Below are 20,982 nucleotides of genomic sequence, written 5' to 3' on the forward strand. Positions count from 1 at the left end.
CATGCATGTATCTCGCGCTCCTGCAAAAAGATTACTCACGAAACGGATTGATCCGGACTACTACGCTCCGCAGCATTTGGCTGATGAGGAGAGGTTGGAGGGAATCGGCGTCATTACACTCGGATCGGTTGGAAAGCTGTTTGCTGGTCCGTTCGGATCAGAACTGCCGAACAGCGTTTTTGTTGAGAAAGGGATTCCGTTATTTCGGGTTGGGAATGTCGGCTCAATGGAGGTGGATGGGAACAACATGGCGCAAATCCCCTTGTCACTTCATCAGGAACTGTCGGCCTCAGAGGTATTGCCAGGAGATCTGTTGATTGTAAAGGCAAGTGTTGGAGAAAAGATCTGCATCATTCCGGAGACCATGGAAAGAGCCAACGTCACGCAGCATATCATAGGCCTTCACCCAAACGGGAGCGTTGATATTCACTATGTCGCTGCAGCGCTCTTTAGCGAATACGGTAGGCGCCAACAAGAGCGCAGAGCCCTGGGTGCAATTATCCAATATCTCGGAGTAAATGATGCAAGGACTGTACTGTTGCCAAAGTTGCATTCTGATGCTCAGGAATATATTGGCAACAAGGTTCGGAAGGCAGAAAAGTTAGGAGCCGTTGCAAGAAAAACAGTAGCGAATATTGAGCTCTTTCACTTAGCACTCATCCCGAGCTTTGATTTTAAGAAAAAAAAGAAAAATAATCGTGTGTCATCTTTAAGGCTTGTAGAGAGGTTAGATGCTGAACATTATCCTGCGGAGGTTAAAGATTTTTTTGACGGGATAGTCAAATGCCAAAGAAGAACGTTGGGATATTGTTGCACAGATATTTTTACTGGGAGCACCTTATCCGAATCAGAGTACCATAGTGTTTACCAGACAACAGTAGCAAATTTGGATACATCATTTCTCCGCCCACCGTACAGGAACGTTGTTTCATCAAAGAGCTTACAGAAGAAAATTCAAAACCATGATCTTCTGATTTGTGCAGCTGCACATAATGCTTCTTATATTGGAAAAGACATAACATATGCAGTTGTTGAAGGAACTATTATACCCTCAACAGAAGTTATTGTAATACGTCCAGACCATTCAAAGGTGCCGAGTTCTTATGTAAGGACTTTTTTGAAAACAAAAATTGGTTTCTTGTCGCTTCAGGCAACAGTCCGTGGAATCACAGCTCATGCCTATCCTGCGGACATAAGTGATGTGGAAATTCCGATGCCGGTTTTTGATTCCAAAGAGGAAATGCATAGATGGTTTAAGTCAGATGAAGAAATGGTTGTTGCTGGACATTCTTTCGATGCTGGTCTGCTTTTAACAACTGCCGCTCGATTTCTCGTTGAAGCTCTGATCGATCTGAAAATCACTGAAGCTGATCTTATCGCAGCGCTCAAAGATCCTACAAAAGATCGTGAGCTGTTGTCTCGCCTGACCCCCAAGGGAATTGACGTCCCCGGTGAGCCACCATTGTTCCCGGACCTGGATGCGCTCTTCGAACTACTGGCAGAGAAGGAAACGGAGGTCGCATGAACGCCGCCATGCCTTCTGTTGCAACACTTCTTGACCTCTTCTTCCAGGGATACGCTCGCATTCCGGCAGTCTGGGGACTTGACGCCCCCTTGGAGTGCGGTCTCTGGTGGCGACCGGACATGAGCATGGCAGTGGCGACTCCTGCGCTCTTTCGCTTGGCCGATGGCCTCCCCCGTCGCGAGGAAATGGCGGGAATTCTGCTTGCTACACAACCTCGCTTTCGTAATCCTTGGCTTAACATCCAGGCTGCCCGCCTGGCCGAGCTTGGCCGCCGAAAAGAGGAAACTGAACTTTGTCGCGCCATTGACGCGCTTGGTCCGGCAGCAACAACATTATGTGGGCGACTTCATGACGCCCGGCTGGAGCCAACCGGCTACAGTGCCCTGGAAGTGGCTGTATTCGGAGCCCCGGCCGATCAGTCCGCCGCCGCACCGGGACTCCTGCGGGTCCTCGGGGTTACCGCACCTCTTGTCGAGGGGGGACAAAGAACACCCGTGTCGAAACTCGACAGAGTGCATGACACGGACCCTCGTCCAAACTGGGTTTCGCACCGCCTGCTCCAGGCTCCGGGAGGGGATGCCTGCGAAACGAGCCCGCATGTCCTGTGCGGCGGGCTTGATCTGTCGGCGACTAATCGCATGGCATGGGTACTCGGCACCCCTTGGGCAACCCTGCTGGCTCACCTCGTATTCATGGCCGAAGCCTGGGCCGCCGAACGGCAAGGGGGAATATCTCTCGAAGTACCGCTCGAATACCTGGAACGCTTCGCTGAACCACCACAGGTCTCGGTAGTGGTGACTCTGGCGGATGGCCGGGAAGTCCTGTGCGGGACGTTAGGTGAATTCTGCCTGCGCACGCTGGACGCCTTGGGGATGTCCCTGGTTCCGGTGCTCGATGCCCGGCAATTGGACCTGCAATTGGCTTCGGTGGTCAAGCGCCTGCTGAAGGAAGAGGTCTGGACCTACTTGCCCGTGGCGCGGCCCAACTATGTCATCGGTGAAGGGTTTTCCAATGACTGCTATCGGGGAGAAGGCCATCGGTATATTTACCGGGCAGGCGAAAAGCTGACCGAGACCTTGCGGAGCGTCTGTATCAACGGGGCTCGGTCACTTACCGAAGGGCAGAGCGGAGAGCGTACGACATGAACGTTATTCTCGCTCCACCTTCATTTTGGCCGGAACCCCGCGATCCGGGGGCTTGGCAACGGGCATTGCAATTACTCGCCGCGCTTGAGCCGTTGCCCGACCCAAGGCCTTGCTGGGAACGGCTGCTGGGCAATGTCCTATCACGACGCTCAGTATCTGGTATGTATGGCCTCCGTTGTGCGCCTGAGCCGACTGTCCTGCTTGGCACCGGCTTGCTTCGTCATACTCCAGAAGGGTGGCTGCTGGATGACGCGGGTAAGGAACTTCTCGACCAAAGCCCCTCGAATTTCCCCTTGGCCCTGGCATCACTCCTAATCCGGCGCTCGGCATGGGTGCGACTGGCCCTGCTCAGGCTTCATGCTGGTTCATGGTGGTTTCCCCGTGGCGCCGGTGTCCTTTCAGCGCGTCGTCAGATTCGGGTGGGGGAAGACTTGGCGGTGGCCGAACAATCGCTGGCCAAGCTTCTAGAAGCAAAATTGCTGCTGGGCGATTTCGCGGTTCCACTTGCGAAATCCATCTCAACTGCTGCTTCCCCAAAGAGCCTTTCCGCCCTGCACGCCCCCCTCTATCTGCTGCACGCCGTGGGGTGGCTGGATAACAAAGGACGCCCGAAACTGCCGGATGAACTGGCCCAATCTCTTGGCCTTGAAACCCCGGCAGCCATACTCCGCCGTGTCTCGGCAGAACTGGCTGATAGCGCGGGATTTGTGCCCCTTGAAAAGATTGCCCTGCGGTTATGGCAGGGACTGAACGGCAAGGGGCGGCCACTGGATCTGGCCGGCTGGCTGGATCAGGTAATCGGTGGCGCCATTGAACTCGGCAGCATCGAGGTCCATGCCTGGGCTCCGGGACAGCCACGTCATGGTCGAGGTCTCTTTGGAGACCGGGAGCGCAAGCTGGCACGTTGGACCGTGCATGATGACTTTTCTATAAAATCCAGGGAAGCATTGAGGTCACAGAAACTTTATCCAAGAAGGGGTGAGTCGAATGAGTGAGCAAAATGACCAGATTAAGGATTTCAGGGAGTGGAAGCTTTTTCTTAATGAAGTGGTTGGTGTCTTGTTGTTAGGTGGAGCATTCACTGCCTTGGCAGCCAAAGATCCGACTAAATGCGCCATTGCCTTTATTGTAATCGCAGCGATATTTATGCTTTTGAAAAGCTGGCAATATAATTCCGGGATTTTCGCGTTTTCAAGAAAATGGAAAATGCTACCTGTCGAAAAGAAAAACCTCGGCTACCTCTTTGACTGGCTTTTACAACGTACTAAGGGTATCCCATTTCACATCTATTGGATTGGTTGGATTGCAATTATCACTGTATTGACTGCTGATAGATACCATAAGGTTGAGCTGCTGAAGGAACTGGTCGGGCTATAGTGTTTATTGCGGTGGCTTGGTCTACAAAATAAGTTTACGGGGTCACATCATGACAAACGCCACACTGCACAAATGGGAAGCCACCGGGGTGACAGGATATCCCATTACCCACCCCATAGTCGGACAAGGGGACTTCTACCGGAAGTTCAAGAGCTTTCTTGAACTTGTCGCCGATCCGGAGAACAAATTTGCCCATGTCTTTGCAGCGGTAGCTCCTTGGGGTGTGGGTAAATCACGCCTTGGCTACGAGATAGTCGCCCAAGTGAACGGCTCTTCCAAAGGGTGGAAGGTACGCCGGCCGGGGGGAAGCCTGGAGGAGGCCCGCCTGTTCGACACTGAAAAACAGCGTGAAAAACACCTGGCGCTTTATATCCGCTACTCCCAGGTGGCCCACGAGCAGCTCAATCTGGACAACTGGTTTGCTCCTGCCCTTTACAAAGCGCTGGTCCCCCTGGCGCGAGCGAGTTTCGACAGCTCCATCCAGTATCAGATTGCGAAACAGGCTTTTGCCCGTTTGCAAGTCGACGGGTACGATCCTGCCAAGCTCGCTGCTGCCATGGAACTTGACCAGCATGATGAAGAGGAAATCTATACCGACACGTCACTGGCCACCCGGCTCTGCAACGCTGCTTATGAGGTGTTGAAGGGATACGGTATCGAGTATGTGATCATAGTGCTCGATGAATTGGAGACCGCAGCAGAGAGGGCTACCGCGGGTTTCGAAGCGGAAGAAGCCCGTGCCATGGACGGCAAGGCGATCACCATGCTGCGCAAGGCAGTCGAAAGCCTTGGCCGTAAGGAAATCGAGGCCATGAGCAAGGCGGTCAAGGAGGAAGATGCACGGGCCCGTTACCCGTGGCTCCGTTTCGTGGCGCTCTGTTCACCGGCTATCGGGGACGAACTCAAAGAAGTACAGTCCACTGACCGACGGTTTGAAATCGTTGACCTGTCCCGAAATGCCTTTTCTGACGTGAGCGCCTTTGTCCAGAGCCTGGAGAGTGAAGGCCGGCTTCTGCGCTCCTACCCGAAAGGGTTGGTGGAAGCCGCCTACATGATGAGCGGCGGTAACTTCGGCTGGTTCAACGTGGTTATGGCGGTTGTGGATCAGGTGCTTCAAAAGATACCTGTCGGAGTAGAACCATCCATCGGCGATCTGTTCGAGCGGGCCATCCAGATTTCCAGCCGCATTCAGCGGTATGTCCTGGATCACCGGTCTCTTGATGAGATCAACCTGTCAGGAACGGACCGACAGGCTGCTGCAGAGCTGCTCTTCAGGCAACAGCCGGTAGCGATGAACGTGCTTGGGGAAGATCTCTGCCTGAGGCTGTTCGCCACGCAGAACGCCTACGGTGAACCGCTGGCACTGCGGTATCAACGGATCGTGTGGCGATTGCAGGAATGCGCCCAGATTCTTATCCAGAATCGCTTCCAGCGTCATCAGGGTTCAGGGTCCTGGACAGCGCCTGGAATTCCCGAGGCCATCGAGTTGGAGCGCCTGCTTGACGATCTATCCACCCTTGCCATCCATGAACCGGCGGAACCTGGTCCAACCGGAACCTATACACTGCTGCTTCCCCTGGAACTTCCCGATTTCCTGCAGCTGCTTGACCTCATCCATCCCCATCCGGCAGTGGAAGAGGTTGGCCGTACCTTATGGACGGCACTGGTCGGTACTGAACATATCCCTGCTAACCAGGCCACCCACATCGGCCCATCGGTTGAGATGCTCCGCAGACTGGATATCCGTCTCCGGAAGGCCAGCACCGGCATGATATTCCGCGACCCCCAGGAAAACGAGGCATACAACGAAGTCACTGAAGGGCTGAAACTCAACGAGACACAGCGGTCGCGCTCTGTTCTTACCGGAGCCATGCGTCTCCTGGATGAAAATTGGGAGTATGATCAGGAATCGACCGGTTTCGGTGATGACGTCATAACCATCCGCACCGGCAAGGACGGTCTGGTGGATTTCAAGGGACTCTGCCTGCATCCAAAAGGTGTTGCGGTGTTCGCCTGGGCCAACAGCGACCAGGCCTTGGAAAAGGTTCTTGATGCTGTGGCCAGAGACCAAGCTGACGCTGGTCGGTATCCGGTCGTCGTGCTGACGACCGATTATGGTCTGCCGGAGCGTTTTGCTTCGTCCAAGGTTCCAAAATTCATGCGCGGACGTGATTATGTGGTTGTTCTTCATCTGAATTCGGGCGAGGAAAGCGCTTTGGAATCGATCGGCCTGCCAGTATCCCAATGGAAAGGTTTTCGTCTTCGCCGGGAGGGATTCACCACGCGCTTTGCGGAACGTTTGAACCGGATCAAGGCTCCGGCTATCAAACGGGTTAGAGATTGGCGGCATGAAGCCAGCGCCCGCGGCGGGATAGCCTGGCCGATCCGGCCGAATGGCACCCTGAAGGAAGAGGCGCGGCAAGCACTGGTGCAGGGTTGGCGCATCGTCAGACTGAATAAAAACGGTCTTCCGTTGGGTGATGTGGGGGCTGTCAAGGGGCTGGACTACGCCGCTCTTCTCAATGTACTGGGAACCCTAGGGCTGAGTCCTGCTGCTCCTCCCAAGGGATACACCGCTGAAGACAGCGCCGGCCTCTGGGTGGGTGAAGGTGAACAGGCACGACCTGAAGTCCCCGGTTTTCTACTCCGACTGGCTACAACGTTATTCAAGAGACAGGACAAACGTCTAAAGTTGGAAGATATCCGTTCCGAGTGGCTGTGGGGGTATACCTGGGATGGCAACCGGATCAATGACAACTTCCGGGAGTGGATGGCAACAGTTGTGGACCTAGGTTGGGCCGACGCACGGGAAGGGGGGAAAGGGCAATTCAGCTACGGGCTGGTGCCGCGTGCCAAGCTGAGTGGCGACCTGGAAGCGGCCCGCAACTGGCTTGATCGGGGCTACTGTGAGATCGTGGCGAAACTGAGTGAAATTGCCGGACCGGGTGTGGTTGACACCTACTTCCGCCATGGTACGGGTAGTCAATATGTCAAAGCCAAGCAACTGCTGGATCAGGCAGAACAGGCATTAGCGTCTTTGGCAGTGCTTGAGGCCAATGATCCCGATCTGACAGACCTGTTGGCAGCACAGGATTGGTTCGTCCAGGTCACAAAGCTGCGGCTGCAGATTCGTGAACAGATAGACCAGGTCTTTTATAAAGAAAAGTTTGAAGCACTTCCGCCGGTTCTGGACATGCGGATCCTCAACCTGCTCGATGACCAGAAACCGATGTGGGAGCGGATACGCCACGGTGAACACTTTGCCAACGCCGTACGGGATATTGCCCAACATATCCGTGGCCGGATTCCCACGCTCCGTGATGAAATGGCGACGGAGGTGACTGATGAACCGGGTTTCCCGATTCAACTCTTTACACGGCCATTGATGAAAATATTGGACATGGTGGATGAAGGACTTACAGGAGAGGATCCCTCAAAATCGCTCCACCGCGCCCAACAGGCACAGCCTGACACACTGGCGCATTTTCTCAAGGAGCTACGCGTTGCTGCCGCGCTTGATGCCCTGGATGCCTTGGCCGATGAAGTTGGAGTTAGCCGTAATGCGCCGACGGTAAAACCTCTAGCCGAGATTCAGGGGGAAATCATGACCGGCTTCCGGGAGCTGAAAGAGCGGTATATCGCTGCCCGGATTGCTATCGAGGACCTGGACCGGCGGATTAACGATGTCGAAAGGGCCTTGATCGATCCTCCGACCGATTTTGCATTGCCGCAGCAAGTGTCGTTTGAGCAAGTTGCAGGCCGTCCTGAACTGATCCGTGGCGAGCTTGAAGTCGGTCTTGATGAATCGGTCGATGATCTCCTGGATCGTCACAATATGTCAATGAACCTGGGTAACTTCGCTCCGTTGATTCGCGAGTCACGCAGCCGCCTGCTCGATTCCCCTGAACGTTCGATCAAGGGACTGGAGGGGAAGGTACGGACAATAGAGAACGCCATTGCCAAATATCGCCAGGATCTGATCGGAAGGCAAGCCCTCCTGGTGAGTCGTCGCGCTCTCAATGCGCTTCGCAAGAGCCGCGGGGAGGCTGAATTAGTTCCCTTGTCGATTGGAGACATTGAACATCTGTCGCTACGCGATGGTCTTGGTTACATTCTGGGTCGCATCCAAATCTGGACAGAAGAGGGGAATGGGTATCTGGCCGGTACAGATGTTTCCTTTGATGTGTGGCAGAGAGTGGTTGCTGCTTTGGACGAAAGGGAGGAACCTCACCTCAATCCGGAGCAAATGAATGCCCTGGTTCAGGAAGGCTTCCTCAAACGAGTTTATGTCTTACCATGAGGTATGAAATGGGATTGGTCTCTGTAATTACTGTTGGGGAGCTGGCTTCACATCCCCGGTGTCGGAATCTGAAAGTTTCATTCGGGGCTGAACCGGGGGATATGCCGCCACATACTGGTGTTGCGATCGTGTTCGGTAAGGATTTTAAGACAAGCCCGGAGAGGGCGGCTGAGTGGACTACATGGGCCATGGAGCCGGGGCGGCTTCTTCTAATGGTTCCACCCTATTCAGTTGGAAATTTTGTCATGCCGGTGCCTTGGGAAGTTCGCCGACTGACCCCGATTGCCGGTGGCGAAACCCCGCTCTCTCAACTCCTGGCAGCCGAGAGGCTGCATGAATTTCGCGGCGCTCTTGTCCCTTTGGAAAGAGTGGGCGGCGCAATCATAACGGCAGGATGGCGGAAGCATCCGGCTTCGGGCATGGTGGTTTGGACTGCACTTCCGCTGTGGTCACTTACCGTTCTTGATCATCCCGGAGACTGTGCCGCATGGCTCAAAGATATTTTTACGCAATGCGGGAAACCTGTTGATGCTGAAGATGCTGCCAAACAACTTGAAGATCAGGAGCTTACTGAATCGGAATGGACAATGCTCCTGCATCTCTGCACTGGACCGTACTCCAGCAAGGAGGAGGCATTGAGCACGTTGAGCGAATCGCAGCTTTTTCGAATGCCTGCCGGCCGGTCACAGGAAACGTGGTGCCGGCTTGAGCAGAGAGGTCTCGTGGAATCGGGCGCACTTTCCCCAGCCGGAATCAGCTTGGTTGAGGAAAGCCGATATGCTGCATATGCCAAGGAACTGAGGAGAATGAAACATGGCTGAGAACCGATTGGCACAACCTTTAGCGCGGAGCCTGGCTGTAATAACTCAGTTGCACTTGCCGGGAACCGCCGGGCGGCTGTCACAACAAATCCGTGATCTGGAGCGGGTGTCTCCTTTGTTTAATGCTGCCGGGCTGGTGCGCAAGGTGCAACGTCCGTCACCTTTGACCACTGAGGTTGCCGGTATCGCGACTGCGACGCCTAGCCCCCACCGGGTGATGGGTGGCTTCCTGTATGCGGCTGGAGCGGTACGGCTCGATCTCATTGTAAAAGATAATCAGGTGTCTACTGGTGCCCAGGATTCGGCGTGCGAAATCGATGATATTGATGCCGAGGATCAGAAGGAACGGCTTAAGCTGATTTCGATCCGTCAAGCTTACGAGCTCGCCGATGCAGCCATGAATGATGGGGAGCGCAGAGACCTCATTATTCTGGATACGCCACTCCTCCTTTCGCGATCAATGGTGGCTCCACGAGACACGATCAGCCACCGGGGGCATCGTCAGGCATATGAAGCGGCAGTAGAGGCCGTGCGAAGGTTTTGGACTGCTCACAAGGAACGGATGTTCCCTTGGTCGAAACAGGGGCCTGTTCTTGTAAGCGTGGGAGGCGGCCGGTTTGGTGCGGTGTTGCAATTGGCGCAGCAGGATCTTCGTACCGCAGAAGGGCGAGAGTTTGTCCTGCCGGGAGAAAATATTTCCACCTCTGGTTTCGAATCTGCTGACGGCATGGAACGGGCAATCCTTACTATCGGCGAGCGAAGGTTTTTGCAGGGTATCTTGGGGCCATTCACCCGCACGGCGGCCTTTCTTCTGAACGTGCAATCCCCTTCCATGGAACCCGCTGAACTGGCGAATGAGGGAGTAGTGGGATTTCACTATAAAGGGGCACAAGGAACAGCCGCACGTTTTGCGCATATGCTCGGTTCCTCTGACCAGTGGACTGCGTCTGACCTCGACAGGGTGGCAGGCTTACTAATGGCGATGAGCGCCATTGGGGGTGAACGCGCTGAACCTTTACCGATCATGCTTGCCAATCGAGAATTGACACCGCTTGAACCGTTTCTGGAGAGCTATGCCCGCGAGGTGAGCCACCATATGCGAAACCGCACGCTTGAGCAGGAGTGGTTGGGCGGTTTGGACGAATTGGATTAATCCGAAACTTAGGGGGATTACATAATGAAACACCGCGTATTGGGAAAGCTGGTTGGCAATACAGGCGATCCGTATGGGTTATCGATGGTGATGAATTCTTCGTTCGCCGGCAGGCGTGGAGAATTCGTACGTATCCGGCACCAGGAACTGGAGGATGAGTCGCCCACTGATGTGTTAGGGCGAATTGTCAGCATTCATCGCAGCAACGTCCTTTACAATTCCGGGATGGGCAGTGCGGCCACAGAGTTGGAACTCATGCCTGGAGCAAAGGTAACCGGTGAGAATCTATATGCCAAGCTCGAACTGGTAGGATACAAAGATCCGGATACGGGGCGTATTCGAATGCCACGACGCCCCTTAGATCCTGGGACGAATGTGGAGACAGTGGACTTCCAGTTTCTTTCAGCATTTTACGAGTTCAGAGAAGAAACCAGTCTCCATTTGGGAAGCCTGGTTGGATATGACAGGGGGGAAAATATTGTCCCTGTTTTTCTGGATGTTAACAATCTGGTGACCGAGCATATGGCCATTTTGGCAATGACCGGCGCTGGAAAATCCTACACCATAGGCCGCATTATCGAAAGGCTGGTAGCTCAGAACAATGGAACCGTGGTGGTTTTCGATCCCCATGGGGAATATGGAAAGGCGCTGGCCAACGGCCGACTCCAGTTCAATGACATGAGCCAGATAGATGATGTGCGGGACCAGAAGATGTTACCGGAAATTCAAAAGACGCTCGCCGCTCTTACCGAAGCAGGAGCAGGCGTTGTTGTTTATACCCCACAGATGGCATCGTTCCGTCACAAGTACGCCGGCGAAAATCGGGAGCTCGCACTCCAGTTCGACAAGTTTGAAATGGACGACATCTCCGAAATTCTTCCCGGCTTGAGTGAGCCGCAACAGCGTGTCCTGGACGTGGCCATACGCTTCTGGAGGCAAACAGAACAGGAGCCCCGCGATATCAACCGCCTGCGGGATCTTCTCGGGGATAGCATGGAAGAGTTGACCCATTGGGGAGATCTGTCTGAAGCTGAATCACGAGCCCTTAACAATCGAAGCGCTGCAGTGGCCTCCATGAAACTGCGGCGCCTGCTTCTGGATGCCCAGGCATTTTATACGAGTTCCCTGCCTGAACCGACCGATATTGCCAGGATGATTGGCCGCTATGGGGAGAAAAAAGGAAGACTTGTGGTGATAGATCTTCAGGGGCTTTCGGATACGGCCAAGCAAGTGATCACAGCTCTTGTTTCAAGTGAGATCCTGCGGGCCGCATCGAGTAAGACCGACCCGATTCGGCCCTGCTTCCTGGTCTACGAGGAGGGTCATACTTTTGCCCCGGCGGGAGAGCAGGCGATCAGTCTGCGAATTATCAAGAAGGTGGCCGGTGAAGGGAGAAAATTCGGTGTTGGCTTTGCCATCGTGAGCCAAAGGCCGTCGAAACTCGACGCGGATGTTACGTCACAGTGCAATACAATCATCGCTATGCGCTTGAAGAACCCGGATGACCAGCGATTTATTTTGCGGGTCTCCGATATGTTCAGCAAGGCGGACGTTGATGAATTACCAAGTCTTTCGACAGGAGAGGCCTTGGTATCGGGGCGCTCGATTCCGGCGCCGCTCTTGGTCAAGGTAGGACCGAAAGCACTGATTCATGGTGGCGAATCGCCGCGGGTTCTGGATATATGGGGAAGATTTGATGGATGAGTTTGTACCACTTTGGGATGAATTCCAGCAATTACGCCTTGCAAGAGAGCATTTCCCTATGTGGACGGAGTGGGGAATAGAAGATGCTTTCACCGCAGTGCATAGTCTTGGGCTGAGTTATCTGGTCACTGTCGGACAGGCACTGGGATTTGCAGCATGTGCAGAGTACCCTGTTGACCCTTCGATCCGGTCGGACGGAGTCTGGTGGGATAAGGTTACACGCGAACCCATGGCAATTTTCGAATTCGAGCGTTACAAGGATGGTTCCGAACTCCGGGATAAAGTCCAGAACCTCCTGATTGCGTATCACCGATTGAATCTACAGCCACGGCTCCTTTCACTCATTTATTGGACGAAGAACTTTTACCCGTTAGGAGATGAGGTCACTCAAGAACTCTGGAGTATCGTTATGCACGGATTCAGGACATCCACTGGACAGACAATTACAGGCGCCGATCCAAGGCTGCTTCGGATATTCGAAGTTCAACATCGGGCAGCTGAGGGTTCAAAGTTTAGTCTGAAGGGATTTAGTGAACGGAGGCGTTCATGAGCAGCTTGGATCGACTGTTTCAACTGTTGCCGCAGCGGCAACTTGGTGACCGTTACCGTCTTGACCGGTGTCTCGGTGACGGCACTTATGGATATGTGTGGAAGGCAGAACGCCTTTCGGACAACGCGATTGTTGCGGTCAAGATACCTAAGGCACAGGGCGGTAAGAATAGTGACCTGGAAGAAGGACGATCACTGATTGAAGCGCCGAGACATCGGAACGTGATTGATATCTATTGGATGGGTAGGGTGCTTCCTGAAAAAGAAGTCTTCGCCATCGAAATGGAGTATTTCAACAGCTCCACGCTGTCATTCATACTGGATGCCCGAGATGATCGTTTTGTTGCCAGCTACCGTTATCTTCTCGGCATTTATGAGCAAGTACTGGATGGGGTTACCCATCTTCACCAACTTGGCGTCACCCATGGCGATATTAAACCTCAAAACATACTGGTACAGGGCGATCACGCCAAAATTACTGACTTCGGGAGCAGCATGTACACGCAGGACATCTATGCTCGTAGTCGGGAAAATGGCGGTACGGTTCTTTACTCGCCGCCGGAGTTTGCCGGTTTGACTACTCGCCAACGTGATGGCTCTCCGGGAATCGCACACGACATCTATAGTCTTGGAGTGCTGCTCTACCAACTTCTCACTGGTCATCTCCCTCATGATACCTTGGCCCAGGTTGTGCGCCATGCTCCTTTTCCTAAGCCGCGAGAGTTGAATTCATCCATTTGTCCAAATCTGGAGAAGGTTGTTCTCCGATGTCTGGAGATGAAACCGGAAGATCGATGGCATTCGGTAGACGAGTTGAGGAATGCATTCAATAAAGCTTACCATGTACAAATGGCTTTCAATACTGACAGGCCATACATGGTTGATGCGCATCAGCCACAGGGGGATTGGTCGAGCCGTACTCTTGATCTTATGGAAAAGGAAGAATGGAGAAGTGCGGAAAATGTTGCCAGCACTGAATATAAGCAATCAGGAGACCCTTTCGCTTTTCTGCTCATGATTCGAGCTGCCTTCCGGGACGAAAGATATTTCGATGTATTACAGTCGCTAGAGGCATCTCCGGAAATGCTGGTGAATGAAACCTCTGTTATCGGTGACCTTGAATATCTGGCGCTGGAATCGTATTTACGTACCGAGCGTATCTATGATGCCGCGCGAATGGTTGATCGTTGCGTGGAACGACAAGGGGATCTTCCTGGATTGTTGCTTCGAAAAGCCTCGATATTGGGACTTATGGCACGATACGAGGAATCGCGAGATATGCTACTGCTTCTCAATAAAATGTTACCCAGAAGACAAGCAATTCTCCGCCGTCTCGTGATGGTTTACGAGCAACTCAGGGACTTTGATCAGGTTGATGCATTCAGGAGGGTTGTGTCCGGATAGGTTTATCCCTGTCTTTCAAGAATTGAAATTTTGGCGTTTTACTTTTCGTATAGTGTCGCCTTTTATTGCGGAGCTGTCTACGTGCCGAAAGAATGGCGCGTTTTGCATCCTCACCAGCGCGATCGTTCAAAATCAAGGCTAGAAAGAGGCACGTTTTTCAACGGGTCCATCCTGTCTGCTTACTGGCTTGCCCAAGCAAAGACCGGCAGTGTAAGTGTTGCAGCATTTTTGGCGCCTGTTTTGGATACTAAAATGCCACCAAAGCAGCAATGCCGCATTGAAGGTACCATTTTTGTACCCAAAAATGCGGCATTGGCGGAAGGTGGCGAAAACGGCGCCATATTGGGTGCCATATTGGGTGCCATATTGGTATCCAAAACAGCTACCCTTTTGGGATACCAATAATTCCCCTACCACCAGTAGTACCAGCGCCAGTACCACCATGGGACGTAACAGGGTCGGTAATCTGTGCTGGAGTAGGCGTATTTGATCAGCGTCCAGAACGGTTTCCCTTTGATGTACCCGTGATAGAGCCGTACCTGAACCCGGTCCATCAGGATGTACGGCAGCGAGATACAGGCAATGCCGATGGCCCAGTACCAGAATGTCCCGAGGAAACAGAGTCCGACCAGCAGACCGGCAACCGCGCTGGTGAGCAGGGTCACAAATATTGCAACCAGTACTGCCAGGAATTTTGCACGTTTCGGCTGCCGTTCCTTCAACCATTGCTGGGCGTCATAGTATTTGATCATCGGAAAACCTCCCATTGCGGCTCAGTCGGTCAAAATCGCACATGTGCCGGCTTGCACAGACAACCGAGCCTCGTTCCCTTGTTGAGGAAGCCAAAGATCCTCTTCCGTAACAGGTTCAGCTCTTCGGAAGTGATTTTGACGTCATTGGCGACATGCCAGTCCGGGATCATCTGCAGTTCCAGGATAACGAGGCCGGCTCTTGCCAGAGCCTTTTTCTTGCGGGGGCCGGTCTTATGCGTGTCGGTTACCTCGATACCAATGACACCAGCTGTTTCGTAATAGAGATCTGAATCAGGAGACAAACCCAGCTTACAATCCACAGTGTAGTTGAGTCCGGATCGATCATCATGAACGGCCCACTCATCGGAAGTTTCTTCAATCTTGAGCATGAACTCTTTCCCGAACAGTCTGATCCGCCATGTCCATAACTTACACACGTATTCCTGGACAAGTTCGTGGGCGATCCCCTTGGAACCCTTGCCATGTCCGTCTCCGGAACCGCCGAGATAGGCAAAGCTGGATGATTTCGCTCCGCGGTCCACCGGCACCATGGGCCTCAGCTTGATAATGTCGTAGAAATGTTTTCCTTCCCACTCTTCCGGATACTGGCGCCGTAGGCGCAGAGCTTCATGTACGGTAATGATCGGGCTAGAAAAATCTGCTTTCTGGTACGCTAACAGTTTCATATATTCCCCTCGACTATGTTGTAGTCCGGCGTCAGCAGGTTGATCGCTTTACCGATGGCGATGTCCAGCGTGATCACCTCCTGGCCGTTTAGATAAATCTTGCCGGCAGGAGCGCCTTTCTCGACCAGGCTGATTTCAAGTGAATGGATGCCGTCCTTCTGTCTGGCAACCAGATAGAGCGCCTGTGAATTCCCGCAGTTATTGCGTTTGAGCACCGTTACCAGTTCGATTTTGCTGCCCGCTTTGCTGGTTCGCTTCCAGTAGGCCTGCATGAAGTAGTTCAGAGACGATTTGACGGTGGCCAGTTCATAGAGATCGTTATCAATGACAAAACCCCAGAAGTTGGCCTTGACCAAGGTGTTTCTGTTGAAGCGGGTCTTGTAATGGCCGCCGTTATCCCGGTAGTCATACCGTTCCATCTCGACCGTGGCGGAGACGGATATCCCTTTGAAATTGAATTCGATCATCCTGCCTCCACCTCCTTCCAGAGCTTGCTCAGATACGTTGCCGACACCTTCAGTTTCCGCTTGCTCTGCAGATAGCCGGCGATGACGCGAAAGCCCATGTCATCTGCCTTCAGTTCCCTTACCTCGCCCCAGTAGGCCAGGATCTTCCGGCGCAGTACCGGTTTCCTCCCCCTGACTACAAGGGATGCTGCCGCCGCCTGGCGCAAGTGGGAGAAGTCTTCGTACTGCTCCTGATCCGCCACCCGGTAACCTTTTCCCTTGATAGTGTCCCAGCCCCCCTTGCGGGCCGCCATGATAAAGGCGCAGTATTTGGAGATGCGGCCGGGGAGATTGGGGCGTTCGCCTTTTAGCTGAAACGATCTCTTCACACCGTCCTGAAAGATCTCGATGATCTTGTCCTCCGGCAGCGATGCCACCCAGGAAAAGAGCTTCTTCCGCTCATGTTCCGTCAGGCCGGTTATCAAGTTCAGTTGCTCGGTCATGTCATCCTCTCGTGTAGGTCAGGGTCTCCCGCAGCCGGAAATGGGAAGTTTCCAGGGAGGTCTGCTGCAGGGCCTGCTCGTGGCTCATGCCATGGGCAATGCATTCCAGGTAGCGTTCCTGGGCAAAGTTGTGCTTGAGGCCGTGGCTGCCTCGGCCCGGGACATACTGGCCGGTCTTGTGTGCCGCAGTATTGATTGCCTCCACATAGGCGAAGTAATCGCTCTCCAGTCTTCCCTGATGGTCGAGATATTCTTCCAGCCTGCGGTAGGTTGGGACGGAGACGAAGTGTTCGGTCTCTTTCCCACCTTTCTCCACCGAGGCGACTATGCCCACCTCTGATCCGGTGACTGGATCGGCACTGATGCCGCGCAGCCCATTCTTGGTCAGCGGGTTTTTCAGCCGCCGGTTGCTGGGAGCGCCGACCCCTTCAGTACGCAGGCCGCCTTCGTATTGCAATGACGCCTGCAACTGGAAAGTCCCATCGCTGATGGCGGCGATCAGCCGGACTGGATCGGGGTAGGCCCGGTTGTCGAAGAGCTTGCTCGACTTCCGGAGCAGCTTTCTGCTTCTGGCGTAGAATTCCATGCGCAGCTGTTCCGTGTTTAATCTGGGAATCTCCAGAGCATGGATCTCGATATAATGATTGATGGCGTATTCGAACTTTCCCAGTGCCGACAGGATGGTCTCCATGGTCTGCCGGGAGCGTTTCTTTTCGACGTAGTACGTCAGCCGCTCCTCCAGGTACGCCGCCATGTCATCGTGAATGGACGCGGTATCAAGGATGGAAGTCCGTCCGTTTCCGATCATGAACGCCACGAAGCGATGGGTCTCGTATTTGTAGACCTTCCAGGAGCCGAAGGAGCGGATTCCCATGGCGCTGTCCGCCTTGGTCTCACGGATTGAGCGTATCGCGTGGAAAACCGCTTCAGTCTGGGAGTGCAGTGATGTCGGCCACCTGTGTTTCATTGATTACCTTTGGCCGTTGCCGGCCTGCGTGGTGAGATGACATGCTCTTTTTCCGGCATCGCCATGCCGACGGTAGCAGCTCCGTCTTCCTGCTTTTCGTAGTGTCCCTTGTATGTGGACCGGGCAAGGATTCCTGCCGTCTGTCCTGCTGTCTGTCGTGAACCGGGACTCTACCGGTGGATCACATCAAACAGGTCCTCGATTGTGCTGTTCCGGGAAACGCCTCGCCACTGCGTTCAGGACTCAGGGGCCGATACCTGGTCCGCCATCTAATGGTTTCCGGTACAACGTTCGATCATGGGAGGTAGAGGTGCCTTGACCTCGACATGAAAGGGCTCTGCTTAGGTTGGCCAATCCCATGGGTGGTGTCCGGCCGGGCCAAGTGGCTCGACGGCTCTGGGTACACCGGGCAATGATGCTGCGAAAAACCTCTCCTATCTGAAAAGTTGTAACTGTTTTGTTTGTTTCCTATATCTCGGCAACACGCTGATTACTCTGAGCTTTCAGTGGTAGGCTCACCAGTAAGGCCGGTATTTGTGATCATTTGTTGGCACTGCTCCCAAGCATTCAGTTTTGCAATCCCGTCAAGATGTTCATCTTTGAGATCATGAAAAAGTGTTGAAGATGCCCTGGCTTCGTCACGATATTTCTGACGGTCTTCCATTGTCAGTGAGATCCAGTGACTATCTCGTTCCTGTGCTTCTCTTTCCTCAGTCGCCTGTTGCTCTTCCTTTCTCCTGGCCTCGGCACGTTTACGTTCTGCGGCAGCCTCTGCCTTGGCAGCGCGAACATGAGGTGGTTCATACCATTCCGGTACGACGAGGTCATCACAGAGTGCCTGGAGATAGCCACCGGGATTACGGATCTCAGTGTGCTCCCGTCGCCAGCTTTCTGCCGCGATGTCAGCAGCCTGCATAACCCTCTCGCTCCCGTGGCGCTTTATCAGGATGATCAGATCATTTTCAGAGATTTTTGAAAACGGCGAGCCGGATAACAACACCAGGATCTGCTCTGTCGTTGTGTTCTGGGTAATCTCTGCTGTTTCTTCTGTTAAGGAATCACGGATTTTGAGGGTTTCCTTCCCTGCTTTTTTCGGGAAACGTTCCCTGACATTTACAGGGTTCCTTTCCTGCTTTTTGAGGGTATCCATTAATTCCAGTAACTTACCGCGTACAAATTTATAGTGGCAGGTGGGGGCTCCGTTCGCCTTCTTAACGACGGTCTGGACATAGCCATCCTTCACCAAGACTTTGACTATCTTCCTGACAACATCCTCTCGAAGTCCGACCCTTTCGAGCCAAGTCTTCCCTTCAGCCTCCCTGCCTGTGCTTTCATTAATTTCATCAGCGGCAACGTCAACACCTGAAGCGCCGTCAAGCTCCTGTTGCTTGCAGGAAGGTTCATATTGTCGGTAAAACCAGCCGCATCCGATTCCCGGCAACTTGCGACCTCGAAAGTGGTAGCTCCAGGTAAATATCTCAGAAAGAATAATGGCCGTGTTCAAGTCACCAAAATAACGAACAAACGGTTTGAAGACCGTGAGCCTGTTTTTCGGACTGTTGAACTCTGCCAGGAGTTCTTCAACATCTTCTACGGCATATAGCTTGTTATCTTCAGGCATATTTACTTCGCTTCCGGTAATCGTGCCGGCATCGGTTATGCTGTATCCACTTGACCGGGCACGGTTATTCGGCATGCGTGTTGCGGGCGATCAGTGAGCGGATATCCTCAACCCGCCAGGCGGTGATCCTGGGACCGAGTTTTACCGGCTGGGGATAACGTCCGGACCGCACACCTTCCCACCAGGTGGAACGACTGACAGGATACAAAGGAGGGATGGGCGGGTTGGCCTTCGCGTCACCGATGATGCTGGGCAACCGGACAAAGCCGGTCTCGGGTAACTTGCTGTGCATAAAACCTCCATGATTCAGTGTGCGATTAACGGAAGCATCCGGACAGGTTTGGAACATACTGTCCTACTTGTAATATCTTCTATGGGGGAAGGTGCCCCTGCATTCCATTTGACGGTTTCTTCAACTGCCGGCCAGAAAAACAAAAAACGGCCACTGCCCCGTTTCGGGGAAATGGCCGTTGCATTTGATGCATGGGAGACCCAATCCAAATGACAGCAGGCCGAATATTGCTGCTGCCGGGTCTATGCCGTGACCGTTGGCCCGCCATGCCGGACCGGATCAATCAATTTGAGACATTATAATACCGTCTCAGTCGATCGCGTCAAGGGATTTCTTTTAATAAAATACAATTAAAACAATATGTTACAAGCTGAAACATTCAGAATCAACAAATAATTCCTCAGCCTGCAGATCGCTCAGATATCTGTATGACTTTTGCCCCAGATTTCAGGTTATCGAGATAGTCAGCCCACGTCTGCATCATCTTTTTCCGTGCTGCCAGGTGAGTTGTGCGATTGTAAGCCCGCCCGAGCGAATCCCTGACAACGTGAGCCAGTTGATGTTCGATGATCTCAGGCTGAACATGCAGGACCTCCTCAAGGATCGTCCGGGCCATCGCCCTGAAACCGTGGGCGGTCATTTCGCCTTTTTCGTACCCCATGCGCCGGATCGCTTGATTGATCGTAACGTCGCTGATCGGTTTCAGATTGGTAGTCATGCTCGGAAAGAGGTACTTACCTCCGCCGGTTACCTTTTGAAGCTCCTTAAGCACATCTATTGCCTGCTGTGCTAGCGGGACAAGGTGCTTTTCGCCTTTTCGCGATTCCTTCAGGCGCTTCTTGAGTTTCATCCGCTCGATCGGCACGTTCCATTCGCCCGCATCGAGATCAAATTCTGTCCATTCCGCCAGTCGCAATTCACCCGGTCGGAGGAAAACGAGAGCCGACAGGCGCATTGCACACTTGACGATAAACGAACCTCCGTACTCATCGATAGCCCGCAGGAAAGGGGCAACATCTTTCGGGTCTGTGAGGGCCGCATGGTGTTTGGGGATGACCGGTGTTAGCGTGCCTCTCAAGTCGGCCGTGCAATCGCGCTCGGCTCGGCCTGTGGCGACAGCATACCGGAAGACCTGTCCGCAGATGGATTTTACGCGGTGTGCTGTTTCAAGCTTCTCACGGGCCTCTATGCGCCGAAAAACCTGCAGCATGTCAGTTGCTTTCAGTTCGGAAATAGCTCGCGTACCAATATGCGGGAAAACGTCATGCTTCAGACGGCTGATAACAGTTGCGGCATGGGTGGCCGCCCAGACCGGTACCTGACGGTTGTACCACTCCAAGGCGATTGCCTCGAAGGTCTCAGTTTCTTGGGTCTGCGACTGTTTTTCTGCTTTGCGGGCTTCCCCAGGGCTAATTCCGTGGGCAAGGAGCTTGCGGGCATCTTCCCGTCGTTGACGGGCATCTGCAAGTGTAATTTCTGGGTAGGAGCCGAGGGATAATTGATTCGGCTTGTTATCGAAAATGTAATTGAATCGCCAGAGCCGCCCGCCAGTTTTGGTTACGAGCAAATAAAGCCCATAACCGTCTGGCAGCTTATAGTCCTTTTCTTTCGGTTTGGCATTTCTGACCTGAACATCAGTTAGTGGTACAATCCGCCTCGGCATAAGCCACCTCCAGCTATTGTGGTAGGTTTTTGTGGTACGCGAAATTTTTTGTGGTATATTTGGTGTAAATCTAC

19 protein-coding genes are annotated in these 20,982 nt (G+C 53.4%); 11 read left to right on the top strand and 8 right to left on the bottom strand.

Annotation, left to right across the window (positions count from 1 at the left end):
- Position 1: 1 nt before the first annotated feature.
- The 11 genes from KI809_RS11405 to KI809_RS11455 all read left to right on the top strand — a co-directional run bounded on the left by KI809_RS11405 (position 2) and on the right by KI809_RS11455 (position 14,383).
- Positions 2-1,525 (top strand): restriction endonuclease subunit S domain-containing protein, encoded by a 1,524-nt coding sequence (locus KI809_RS11405; protein WP_214171688.1) that lies wholly within the window; start codon positions 2-4, stop codon positions 1,523-1,525.
- A complete protein-coding gene (locus KI809_RS11410) occupies positions 1,522-2,670 on the top strand; it encodes a hypothetical protein (protein WP_214171689.1) in 1,149 nt (382 codons plus the stop codon). Before KI809_RS11405 ends, KI809_RS11410 begins: the two co-directional genes overlap by 4 nt.
- A complete protein-coding gene (locus KI809_RS11415) occupies positions 2,667-3,665 on the top strand; it encodes a hypothetical protein (protein WP_214171690.1) in 999 nt (332 codons plus the stop codon). The genes KI809_RS11410 and KI809_RS11415 overlap by 4 nt, the downstream gene beginning before the upstream one ends.
- Positions 3,658-4,047 carry a hypothetical protein gene (locus KI809_RS11420; protein WP_214171691.1) on the top strand — a complete coding sequence of 130 codons (390 nt, stop codon included), beginning with the start codon at positions 3,658-3,660 and terminating at the stop codon, positions 4,045-4,047. The genes KI809_RS11415 and KI809_RS11420 overlap by 8 nt, the downstream gene beginning before the upstream one ends.
- 49 nt (positions 4,048-4,096) lie before the next feature.
- Positions 4,097-8,347 (top strand): hypothetical protein, encoded by a 4,251-nt coding sequence (locus tag KI809_RS11425; RefSeq protein WP_214171692.1) that lies wholly within the window; start codon positions 4,097-4,099, stop codon positions 8,345-8,347.
- A gap of 8 nt (positions 8,348-8,355) precedes the next feature.
- A complete protein-coding gene (locus tag KI809_RS11430; RefSeq protein WP_214171693.1) occupies positions 8,356-9,168 on the top strand; it encodes a hypothetical protein in 813 nt (270 codons plus the stop codon).
- The gene (locus KI809_RS11435; RefSeq protein WP_214171694.1) at positions 9,161-10,321 is read left to right on the top strand and encodes a hypothetical protein; all 1,161 of its coding nucleotides are present in this window, start codon (positions 9,161-9,163) and stop codon (positions 10,319-10,321) included. The genes KI809_RS11430 and KI809_RS11435 overlap by 8 nt, the downstream gene beginning before the upstream one ends.
- Positions 10,322-10,345: 24 nt before the next feature.
- Positions 10,346-12,025 (top strand): ATP-binding protein, encoded by a 1,680-nt coding sequence (locus KI809_RS11440; protein ID WP_214171695.1) that lies wholly within the window; start codon positions 10,346-10,348, stop codon positions 12,023-12,025.
- Positions 12,018-12,575 carry a hypothetical protein gene (locus KI809_RS11445; protein ID WP_214171696.1) on the top strand — a complete coding sequence of 186 codons (558 nt, stop codon included), beginning with the start codon at positions 12,018-12,020 and terminating at the stop codon, positions 12,573-12,575. Before KI809_RS11440 ends, KI809_RS11445 begins: the two co-directional genes overlap by 8 nt.
- Positions 12,572-13,978: a serine/threonine-protein kinase gene (locus KI809_RS11450; protein WP_214171697.1), complete on the top strand. Its 1,407-nt coding sequence runs from the start codon at positions 12,572-12,574 to the stop codon at positions 13,976-13,978. Before KI809_RS11445 ends, KI809_RS11450 begins: the two co-directional genes overlap by 4 nt.
- Before the next feature lie 81 nt (positions 13,979-14,059).
- On the top strand, positions 14,060-14,383 hold the full coding sequence (locus tag KI809_RS11455) for a hypothetical protein (RefSeq protein ID WP_214171698.1): 324 nt from the start codon (positions 14,060-14,062) through the stop codon (positions 14,381-14,383).
- 5 nt (positions 14,384-14,388) lie between these two features.
- Here the strand turns inward: KI809_RS11455 and KI809_RS11460 are convergent, their stop codons facing one another.
- From KI809_RS11460 to KI809_RS11495, 8 genes are all read right to left on the bottom strand, one after another.
- The gene (locus KI809_RS11460; protein ID WP_214171699.1) at positions 14,389-14,730 is read right to left on the bottom strand and encodes a hypothetical protein; all 342 of its coding nucleotides are present in this window, start codon (positions 14,728-14,730) and stop codon (positions 14,389-14,391) included.
- 29 nt (positions 14,731-14,759) lie between these two features.
- Entirely contained in the window at positions 14,760-15,416 is a 657-nt protein-coding gene (locus KI809_RS11465; protein ID WP_214171700.1) for a hypothetical protein, read from the bottom strand.
- On the bottom strand, positions 15,413-15,883 hold the full coding sequence (locus KI809_RS11470) for a hypothetical protein (RefSeq protein ID WP_214171701.1): 471 nt from the start codon (positions 15,881-15,883) through the stop codon (positions 15,413-15,415). Before KI809_RS11470 ends, KI809_RS11465 begins: the two co-directional genes overlap by 4 nt.
- A complete protein-coding gene (locus KI809_RS11475) occupies positions 15,880-16,365 on the bottom strand; it encodes a hypothetical protein (RefSeq protein ID WP_214171702.1) in 486 nt (161 codons plus the stop codon). Before KI809_RS11475 ends, KI809_RS11470 begins: the two co-directional genes overlap by 4 nt.
- 1 nt (position 16,366) lies before the next feature.
- Entirely contained in the window at positions 16,367-17,332 is a 966-nt protein-coding gene (locus KI809_RS11480) for a hypothetical protein (RefSeq protein ID WP_214171703.1), read from the bottom strand.
- A 490-nt stretch (positions 17,333-17,822) separates the two neighbouring features.
- Complete coding sequence (locus tag KI809_RS11485) at positions 17,823-19,028, bottom strand: hypothetical protein (RefSeq protein ID WP_214171704.1); 1,206 nt, start codon at positions 19,026-19,028, stop codon at positions 17,823-17,825.
- Complete coding sequence (locus KI809_RS11490) at positions 19,018-19,245, bottom strand: helix-turn-helix transcriptional regulator (RefSeq protein WP_214171705.1); 228 nt, start codon at positions 19,243-19,245, stop codon at positions 19,018-19,020. The genes KI809_RS11485 and KI809_RS11490 overlap by 11 nt, the downstream gene beginning before the upstream one ends.
- A 400-nt stretch (positions 19,246-19,645) precedes the next feature.
- Positions 19,646-20,908 (bottom strand): tyrosine-type recombinase/integrase, encoded by a 1,263-nt coding sequence (locus KI809_RS11495; protein WP_214171706.1) that lies wholly within the window; start codon positions 20,906-20,908, stop codon positions 19,646-19,648.
- Between the last annotated feature and the right edge of the window lie 74 nt (positions 20,909-20,982).

This window comes from Geoanaerobacter pelophilus, assembly GCF_018476885.1.
GTDB lineage: Bacteria > Desulfobacterota > Desulfuromonadia > Geobacterales > DSM-12255 > Geoanaerobacter > Geoanaerobacter pelophilus.

Excerpts from the sequence above, each read along its gene's own strand:
- KI809_RS11405 (WP_214171688.1), top strand. The coding sequence starts at position 2 with ATGCATGTATCTCGCGCTCCTGCAAAAAGATTACTCACGAAACGGATT.
- KI809_RS11410 (WP_214171689.1), top strand. The coding sequence starts at position 1,522 with ATGAACGCCGCCATGCCTTCTGTTGCAACACTTCTTGACCTCTTCTTC.
- KI809_RS11415 (WP_214171690.1), top strand. The coding sequence starts at position 2,667 with ATGAACGTTATTCTCGCTCCACCTTCATTTTGGCCGGAACCCCGCGAT.
- KI809_RS11420 (WP_214171691.1), top strand. The coding sequence starts at position 3,658 with ATGAGTGAGCAAAATGACCAGATTAAGGATTTCAGGGAGTGGAAGCTT.
- KI809_RS11425 (WP_214171692.1), top strand. The coding sequence starts at position 4,097 with ATGACAAACGCCACACTGCACAAATGGGAAGCCACCGGGGTGACAGGA.
- KI809_RS11430 (WP_214171693.1), top strand. The coding sequence starts at position 8,356 with ATGGGATTGGTCTCTGTAATTACTGTTGGGGAGCTGGCTTCACATCCC.
- KI809_RS11435 (WP_214171694.1), top strand. The coding sequence starts at position 9,161 with ATGGCTGAGAACCGATTGGCACAACCTTTAGCGCGGAGCCTGGCTGTA.
- KI809_RS11440 (WP_214171695.1), top strand. The coding sequence starts at position 10,346 with ATGAAACACCGCGTATTGGGAAAGCTGGTTGGCAATACAGGCGATCCG.
- KI809_RS11445 (WP_214171696.1), top strand. The coding sequence starts at position 12,018 with ATGGATGAGTTTGTACCACTTTGGGATGAATTCCAGCAATTACGCCTT.
- KI809_RS11450 (WP_214171697.1), top strand. The coding sequence starts at position 12,572 with ATGAGCAGCTTGGATCGACTGTTTCAACTGTTGCCGCAGCGGCAACTT.
- KI809_RS11460 (WP_214171699.1), bottom strand. The coding sequence starts at position 14,730 with ATGATCAAATACTATGACGCCCAGCAATGGTTGAAGGAACGGCAGCCG.
- KI809_RS11465 (WP_214171700.1), bottom strand. The coding sequence starts at position 15,416 with ATGAAACTGTTAGCGTACCAGAAAGCAGATTTTTCTAGCCCGATCATT.
- KI809_RS11470 (WP_214171701.1), bottom strand. The coding sequence starts at position 15,883 with ATGATCGAATTCAATTTCAAAGGGATATCCGTCTCCGCCACGGTCGAG.
- KI809_RS11475 (WP_214171702.1), bottom strand. The coding sequence starts at position 16,365 with ATGACCGAGCAACTGAACTTGATAACCGGCCTGACGGAACATGAGCGG.
- KI809_RS11480 (WP_214171703.1), bottom strand. The coding sequence starts at position 17,332 with ATGAAACACAGGTGGCCGACATCACTGCACTCCCAGACTGAAGCGGTT.
- KI809_RS11485 (WP_214171704.1), bottom strand. The coding sequence starts at position 19,028 with ATGCCGAATAACCGTGCCCGGTCAAGTGGATACAGCATAACCGATGCC.
- KI809_RS11490 (WP_214171705.1), bottom strand. The coding sequence starts at position 19,245 with ATGCACAGCAAGTTACCCGAGACCGGCTTTGTCCGGTTGCCCAGCATC.
- KI809_RS11495 (WP_214171706.1), bottom strand. The coding sequence starts at position 20,908 with ATGCCGAGGCGGATTGTACCACTAACTGATGTTCAGGTCAGAAATGCC.